Here is a 7436-nt window from a genome sequence, read left to right on the forward strand (position 1 = left end):
ATCTTGGGTTTTTATGGGTTATGATGGGCTATCACAAAGTGGGGAACTTTCTGTCTAACTTTGCAATAGCCCATTTCGTAACAAGTTGCGTGAGGTGCCAAAAAGGGTTCAAATCCCGTCACACCCACCCAAATAAGCCACTGATTATGCCTCCGGAATCGTTCCTGACTCCACTAAGTCAACCAGGATAAGACTTCCTGACATAGATAGTTTTCTAATAACACTTCCCAACGCATACATTGCTAAATGCACGCATTTGCACTACTTATTTGCCTTGACAAGGTTTAAAATCAGGCTATTTTAAATATAGAGCAAAAGTAAAAAGTTCTTTTTTTGAAGCACTGAGGGGGAAAAGTTTTTTGAAAGTCTAAAGAGTGAGGTGTGTTATGAGGAAAAAGCTATTGCTTTTGGTTCTTTCTATGTTTTGGGCTCTGCCCTGTTTTGCCCAGCAAGTTGACACTGCGTGGGTTCGACCAGGAGGATCTCGTGTTGCTGTAGACCAGTATTCGAGTGTGTATGTAGCGGGCTCTTATCAGGACGACTATTTCACTACAAAGTATGATTCGGAGGGAAACGAGCTATGGCTACGAACATATAACGGTCCCGGAAACGGCAGAGACATGGTCCGGGCCACTGCCCTGGATAACGGAGGAAATATCTATGTGACTGGAGAAAGTGAGGGTGACGGTACCGGATATGATTTTGCAACCATAAAGTATTATCCTAATGGAGATACTGCTTGGGTGAGAAGGTATGATAGGGGTGTTAGTTCTAATGATTATCCCAGTGCTATAGCTGTGGATGCCAATGGCAGGGTTTATGTGACCGGAAGTAGTGATAGTGCCTACACAATCTGCTACTTCACCACAGTGGAATACGACGCCGAAGGAAACGAAGTCTGGGTAAGGGCATACATCGGACCAGGGGGAAGATTTGCTCATGCGACATCAATTGTGGTAGATCACACTGGAAATGTCTGTGTTACGGGGTCGGCAGTATATGATACACTAAAAAGCTATGACTATGCGACCATAAAGTATTATCCTAATGGGGATACAGCTTGGCTAAGGTGGTATGATGGAGATATTCATCTCCAGGATTATCCCGTGGGGATAGGTGCGGATACTGACGGCAACATTTACGTCGCTGGTGCAACTAACCAACTATTTCCGGAATATTGGGAGGATTTCGGTACTATAAAGTATTATCCTAACGGAGATACTGCCTGGGTGAGAAGGTTTGATTTTCATGGCTGTAGCGAGGTGCCACTAGACATGGCAGTGGATCCTGCAGGAAATATCTACGTAACGGGATTTAGCACTGCCGGCAGTAACGGCTCGTTTATGACAGTGAAGTATGGTACTAACGGAGACTTGGCTTGGTCCCAGTACACTAGATTGGGTAGTAACCCACGATGGCAACAGCCAAATGCGATTGCAGTTGACAGGCTGGGCAATGCATACGTCACCGGATACATTGGGCAAGATTCTCTGCCTGTCACAAATCATGATTGTGTCACCATAAAATATCACGAGAACGGATATCAGCATTGGATCGTGACTTACAATGGACCTGGCAACTCCGATGAAGAAGCTTCCGATATAGTGGTCGATGACTCTAACAATATATACATTACTGGGACCGCAACGATAAAGTACGTACAAATGATGCCTCTTCCTGGGGTCGACCTTTCTGCTTCTCTTTTAGCAGATAGGAGGGCAAGCCCAGGATTTCAGAAAACCTATCTGGTGGTTTACGAGAATCTTCTAGGTGACAACGCAGAGAATGTAGTTATGAGTGCTAAGTTACCCAAGGAGGTTCAGTATGTATCGTGCAGTCCCACCTGTAATGTGAATGGACGAGATATAAGTTGGAATTTGGGAACGGTAGCAGGACTCTCAGGAGGTTCGGCTAATGTAACATTCTATATCCCTGCGTCTATATCGGTGGGAACTGTTCTGAAAGGAACTGCAAAAATTAGTACCACTTCAAAGGATGAAAATCCCAGGAACAACAGGAGCGATGAACAAGAGGAAGTGGTAAACTCCTGGGATCCCAATGATAAAGAGGCTCAGCCCTGGGGCGATGGAACTGCAAAGTATGTTATGCCTGATCAACCCTTAAGGTACACCATATTTTTTGAGAATGATAGCAGTGCTACCGCTGAGGCAATCTATATAGATATTGTGGACACCTTGGATGCGAATCTAGATTGGTCAACCTTACAGATTGGTCCTCTGAGTCATCCCGATACCTGTCAAGCAAGCTTCGATCCGATTTCAGGAGTCTTGACCTGGCATTGTGATAGTATAATGCTGCCACCGAACCATAATCCGCCTGAAGGTGAAGGTTTTGTAAGTTTTTGGGCTAATCCTGATTCGGGATTGCCTTCTGGCACCCAGATAAAAAATCGAGCTTATATCAAATTTGATTACAACCCTTGGATAGCCGCACCGGATAGTGGCCCCGTAGTCAGAACAATAGGTAAATTTGGAGATGCTAATGCAGATGGACAGCTAACTGTTTCGGATGTTATATATCTGGTTAACTATCTTTTCAAGGGCGGATCAGAACCTGCTCCGTTTGAAGCCGGGGACGTAAATTGTGATGCCGCTATAACAGTCTCGGACGTGGTTTACCTCGTAAATTACCTCTTCAAGGGTGGACCACCACCTGCCTGTTGAAGTATTGAGAAAATTTTAACGACCCAAGGGGACAGACTTTGTGAGCTGTCCCCTTTCTTTTTCCAACCTGATAATCTTCTGGCGCCCTGTGGATTAAAGCAGAAATAGTGTAAACAGGGTGGGGGGGAGTTAAATTAGACCTATAAAACAGGTTCTAACATCGTCCCGTAAGGCACCCAAATGACAGAACTTAACCAATTTGGCATTTAATCACAATTCTCTGATATCAAAAAAGATCTAAACTCGTCCATTTTGGGGGACCTCCAGCTTATTTACCTCATTACTAACTGGTCACAGATCCCGTAAACCTTTCCTTTAGGTTTACGAGTTCATTGTTAATCATTATTTCATTTACGTGGTACCTTTTGTACAACTCCTCCATCGCACTCATTTTGCCATTTCTTGCTTGCTCAAGCAAGAGTCTAATCCGTTCTTGATACTTCGTTGGTTTTCCGGCCATGGCTTCCTCCTTATCTTATAGCTTTTTTTGAGCATTCCCTCCACCATGATCTTTTCAAAGGGGAAAGATATCAGAAGACTCCAAAAAAAGGTTCTGTTCACAGAAAGGGGGCCTCTGTGAACCCTCCCTGCCATCCCATAGAATCCCCAAAAAAGGCAGGAATTAATGAGCAGATTTGCGTGTCTGAGATCTCCCCCAAACATAAATCCTTCTCCCTCTAAAATCGTTCTTTAAACGCTCGCTTACAGAACGCCAATCTATGATATTAGTGGATAAACATATATAGTTTAGTCAATCCCCTCTGCTAAGTCAACTAAAAAATCGAAACTGGTCAAGTTTTTCCTTGCTCCAAATGGTGTATTCCGACAAGGGGCTTGGGGTTGGGTGGTCTCACACTGATGGGCGCCCCTGTTCTTGTTTGGATAGGGGGGAACTGTATAATCCGTTGATTCTACGAAGCTTACATAGAGGCTAATAGGGGCGAAGCATCAGGCATGGGTTTTCCAAACTTGCAAGAAAAGTTCGAAAATCGTCCATTTGGGGACGAAGCCACCTGAAAATATTTTGACACCCTGTGCCTGCTGGGGTAGAGAAATAGTGTAAACAAGATGGGTGTAAAGTTACCTTGGCACCATAAAACAGGTTCTAACATATTTGTGTAAACCACACATCATACACATATTACCTTCCTTCATCTGTCCAGCCTAATATACTAACCTTTAAACTGGACCGAAATATGGGGAGGCTGGGCAGATTTTCCTAAAATAAGACTAAAAACATCTAAATACTCCAAATAATTCAGACAAAGCGTCGTAAAAGAGTTATTATTATTGATTTATTGGGGTCTGTTAAGACATCCTGCCTAACTAGAGAGCCTCAATTTAGAAAGAATCATTGACAACTTAGTAATTCAACCTTGGACCTTGCAGAGGTAGGTGATGTTAGCTGTTTTGGAAGTTTGCAGATGTTGTTTGACTTTTTTTTTGTAAGAAAAAGCGGACAAAGAAATGAAATTATAGACGAAGGGGCAAAGAAAGATGAAATCCAGGTTAACTTTTATTTTGTTCGGGTTTTTGTTAGTTATGTTCTGTTATTCTTCTGCTCAGGTGCCCCATTTGATAAACTATCAGGGTAAGCTAACTAAGGCAAATGGTACACTTCTCGATTCGACGGTGCAGATGATTTTTTCCATTTATGCAGATTCAAACGGAACAGTTCTCAAGTGGTCAGAGAAGCAGGGAAAAGTAGTAGTGGACAAAGGTATTTTTAACAACTAATCAAAGGAGGTGACATCAAGCTGAAAAAATCTGAACGGACTTAAACTTTCTGATCTTCTTAAAAGGAGGTGGTTATGAGTGAAGTGAAAAGGGATGAGGGGAGGAGGATATTACGAATGTTTCTTGAATAAACCGTTATTAAAATAAAGGAGAATTCACAATGTTGAGAAAAAGTTTTTTCATCTGGACGTCAATAGTCATAATATTGACATTTGTCATCGGACCTGCATTTGCACAGGTTCTACCGCTTGACCCAAGGACTTTAACAAAGTATATGGAGCCATTGCCCATTCCTGGTGCGATGCCACAAGCAGACTCTAATTATTATGAGATCGGGATGTATCCCATCGTTCAACAGCTTCACCCTCAACTCCCTCCAACCAGTCTCTGGGGATACGGCACAAGCAAGGCAACAGCCAGTTACCCTGCAGCTACAATTGTAGCGACAAGGGGCGTGTCCATTCAGGTGAAGTGGACCAATAACCTTGTCGATTCCCTTGGTAATCCTCTTCAGCATCCTCTGGCAGTTGACCAGACCCTTTGCTTTGCGGACCCGTTCAACGTCGGAGAGGTGATGACCCGATACACCGGACCTGTTCCTACTTCAGTGCACGTGCATGGATGTGAAGTGCAATCCACCAGTGACGGAGGTCCGGAAACCTGGTTTACCCCCGGGTTTGCCCTCACTGGAAAGGCCTGGCCCGGGCAGATTTACACTTATCCGAATAGTCAGCAAGCAGCTACAATCTGGTATCATGACCATGGGCTCGGCGTTGATAGGGTGAATGTGATGATGGGCTTAGCCGGCTATTACATAATTACTGACCCCGCTAACGAGCCGGCAAATCTCCCCTCTGGCACCTATGAAGTTCCAATCTGCATTCAGGACCGGATGTTTAATATTGACGGTTCCATATCTTATCCAAGCCTGGGAAACAATCCAACCATACATCCTTTCTGGGTTCCTGAATTCTTTGGAAATACTATAGTTGTCAATGGCAAGATCTGGCCCTTCCTGAATGTAGAACCGAGAAAGTATCGGTTCAGATTCCTCAATGGCTCGAATGCCCGCTTCTATGGTCTTAAACTCATTAATCCGGTTACCGGCTTGCCCGGTCCTGCTTTCTTCCAGATAGGAACTGACGGTGGCTACCTGGCACGTCCGGTCATGCTTAACAACCCTCTGTTGGGCAACTCTCCCAGGCTCGTGATCGCGCCAGGTGAGCGGGCAGATTTTATCATTGATTTTACCGGTGTACCAGTGGGCACAACCTTTATACTGGACAATAACGCCAAGGCTCCATATCCGGCAGGCGCACCGCCAGACCCACGGACTTTGGCTCAGATTATGCAGTTTCGGGTGGTACCTCTTACTGGTACAGACAATAGCGTAATTCCAGCGGTCCTCAACACCATCCCCACCTTGACGCCAAGTGTTGCTACCAGAAGCTTGACCCTTACCGAGGTTGCGGCTGCCGGAGGACCCACGGGCATGTATCTGAATGGAAGAGGGTATTGCGATACTTTAGTCACTGAGACCCCTACTGTGGGCACAACCGAGGTCTGGGAGATCATAAACCTGACAGCAGATACTCACCCGATTCACCTGCACCTGGTGCAGTTTCAGCTTCTGAATCGCCAGAAGTTTCAGTTAAACAAGTACATGAAGGTATACAGCGCTCTTAATCCCATAATCCCTGTTCCAGCTAACGCAACCTACACTCCTCTTCCTGTGGGACCGTACTTACAGGGTGCTCCGATTCCTCCTGACTCAAATGAGATGGGCTGGAAAGATACTTTTAGGGCGAACCCCGGAGAGGTCACCCGTGTAATTATCAGGTTTGCATCCCAGAATGGTACTCCTTTTCCTTTTGATGCCACTGTTGGTCCAGGATATGTCTGGCACTGTCATATTCTTGAGCATGAAGAGAATGATATGATGCGTCCGTTAAAGATGCTCGCACCTCCTCTTGCCAAAGCAATGACTCAGGCTGTTCCCACAAAGTTCGCTTTGGATCAGAACTATCCTAACCCGTTCAACCCGGAGACTAATATTTCCTTTTACCTGTCTGAGAAATCAGAGGTAAATCTTGCCATATACAACATACTTGGACAGAAAGTCAGGACTCTGGCCGAAGGACCAATGGAGTCTGGCTCTCATACTGTCACCTGGAACGGTAAAAATGAATCTGGCTCCTCGGTTGCAAGCGGAATATATTTCTACAAGCTGAACGCCGGTGATAATACTGTTACCAAGAAGATGACCCTTCTGAAATAGACGGCTGAAGACTGTACTGAAGTCAAAGAGGAAAAGCCCCGGGTTAAGGATAACTTGGGGCTTTTTCTGTTCGGTGCAGTTTAAAAGTTAGTATATTAGGCTGGACAGATGAGATATAGGGAGTACCTTCGAGGGGTGGTTTTTCTCTCACAAAATATATGTTAACTCACCCCTCTTGCATTCTCTTTTGGTTTAATAAATTACATAAATTAATCCCCCGTAGCTAACCTGAAAATATTTTGACACCCTGTGCCTGCTGGGGTAGAGAAATAGTGTAAACAAGATGGGTGTAAAGTTACCTTGGCACCATAAAACAGGTTCTAACATCGTCCCGTAAGGGACCCCAGAAATACAGTGATTAGTGATTAGCAGGTCGGTCAGGAGCCCCATGCTCCTGATTTCATTCTAGTGTCAAAGCAGATGAAGGTTGCTATACGTAAGCCACATATTCAATGATTAGCCTAACGAGAAAGAAGTAAGAACGTGCCAGGCAATATTGCTATTGTTCCCGCAACAGAAGCTGACATACCGCTAATTAAACCATTGCTCCTTGAATTACTGGAAGCGATGGATAATACAGAGGGCTTAAACATTGAACAGGCTTTTGAGAACATCCGTATCCTGATCAAAGATCCTGCTTCTCACATTCTACTGGCGAGAGATAAGAATGCGGTGGTAGGCTTTGTTAATTTCACCACGAGAAGAACGATAATACATCCAGGTCTATCCGGGCTAAT

At 44.7% G+C, this 7436-nt stretch carries 5 protein-coding genes and 1 pseudogene; 5 read left to right on the forward strand and 1 reads right to left on the reverse strand.

The genetic code is table 11. From position 1 onward, the window contains the following. Positions 1 to 386: 386 nt before the first annotated feature. Entirely contained in the window at positions 387 to 2684 is a 2298-nt protein-coding gene (locus tag MUP17_04395; GenBank protein MCJ7458213.1) for an SBBP repeat-containing protein, read from the forward strand. A gap of 283 nt (positions 2685 to 2967) precedes the next feature. Here the strand turns inward: MUP17_04395 and MUP17_04400 are convergent, their stop codons facing one another. After that, positions 2968 to 3144, reverse strand: coding sequence for a hypothetical protein (locus MUP17_04400; protein MCJ7458214.1), 177 nt, complete (start codon positions 3142 to 3144; stop codon positions 2968 to 2970). A 1037-nt stretch (positions 3145 to 4181) separates the two neighbouring features. Here MUP17_04400 and MUP17_04405 point away from each other — a divergent pair. The 4 genes and pseudogenes from MUP17_04405 to MUP17_04420 form a co-directional block, all read left to right on the forward strand. Further along, entirely contained in the window at positions 4182 to 4421 is a 240-nt protein-coding gene (locus MUP17_04405) for a hypothetical protein (protein ID MCJ7458215.1), read from the forward strand. A gap of 274 nt (positions 4422 to 4695) precedes the next feature. Beyond that, positions 4696 to 6381: pseudogene (locus tag MUP17_04410) on the forward strand (multicopper oxidase). A 21-nt stretch (positions 6382 to 6402) separates the two neighbouring features. After that, the gene (locus MUP17_04415; protein MCJ7458216.1) at positions 6403 to 6699 is read left to right on the forward strand and encodes a T9SS type A sorting domain-containing protein; all 297 of its coding nucleotides are present in this window, start codon (positions 6403 to 6405) and stop codon (positions 6697 to 6699) included. A 483-nt stretch (positions 6700 to 7182) separates the two neighbouring features. Next, the coding region (locus MUP17_04420; protein ID MCJ7458217.1) for a hypothetical protein at positions 7183 to 7436 on the forward strand (254 nt) is incomplete at its 3' end.

The sequence above is a fragment of the Candidatus Zixiibacteriota bacterium genome (assembly GCA_022865345.1).
In the GTDB taxonomy this organism is placed as follows: Bacteria; Zixibacteria; MSB-5A5; order MSB-5A5; family RBG-16-43-9; genus RBG-16-43-9.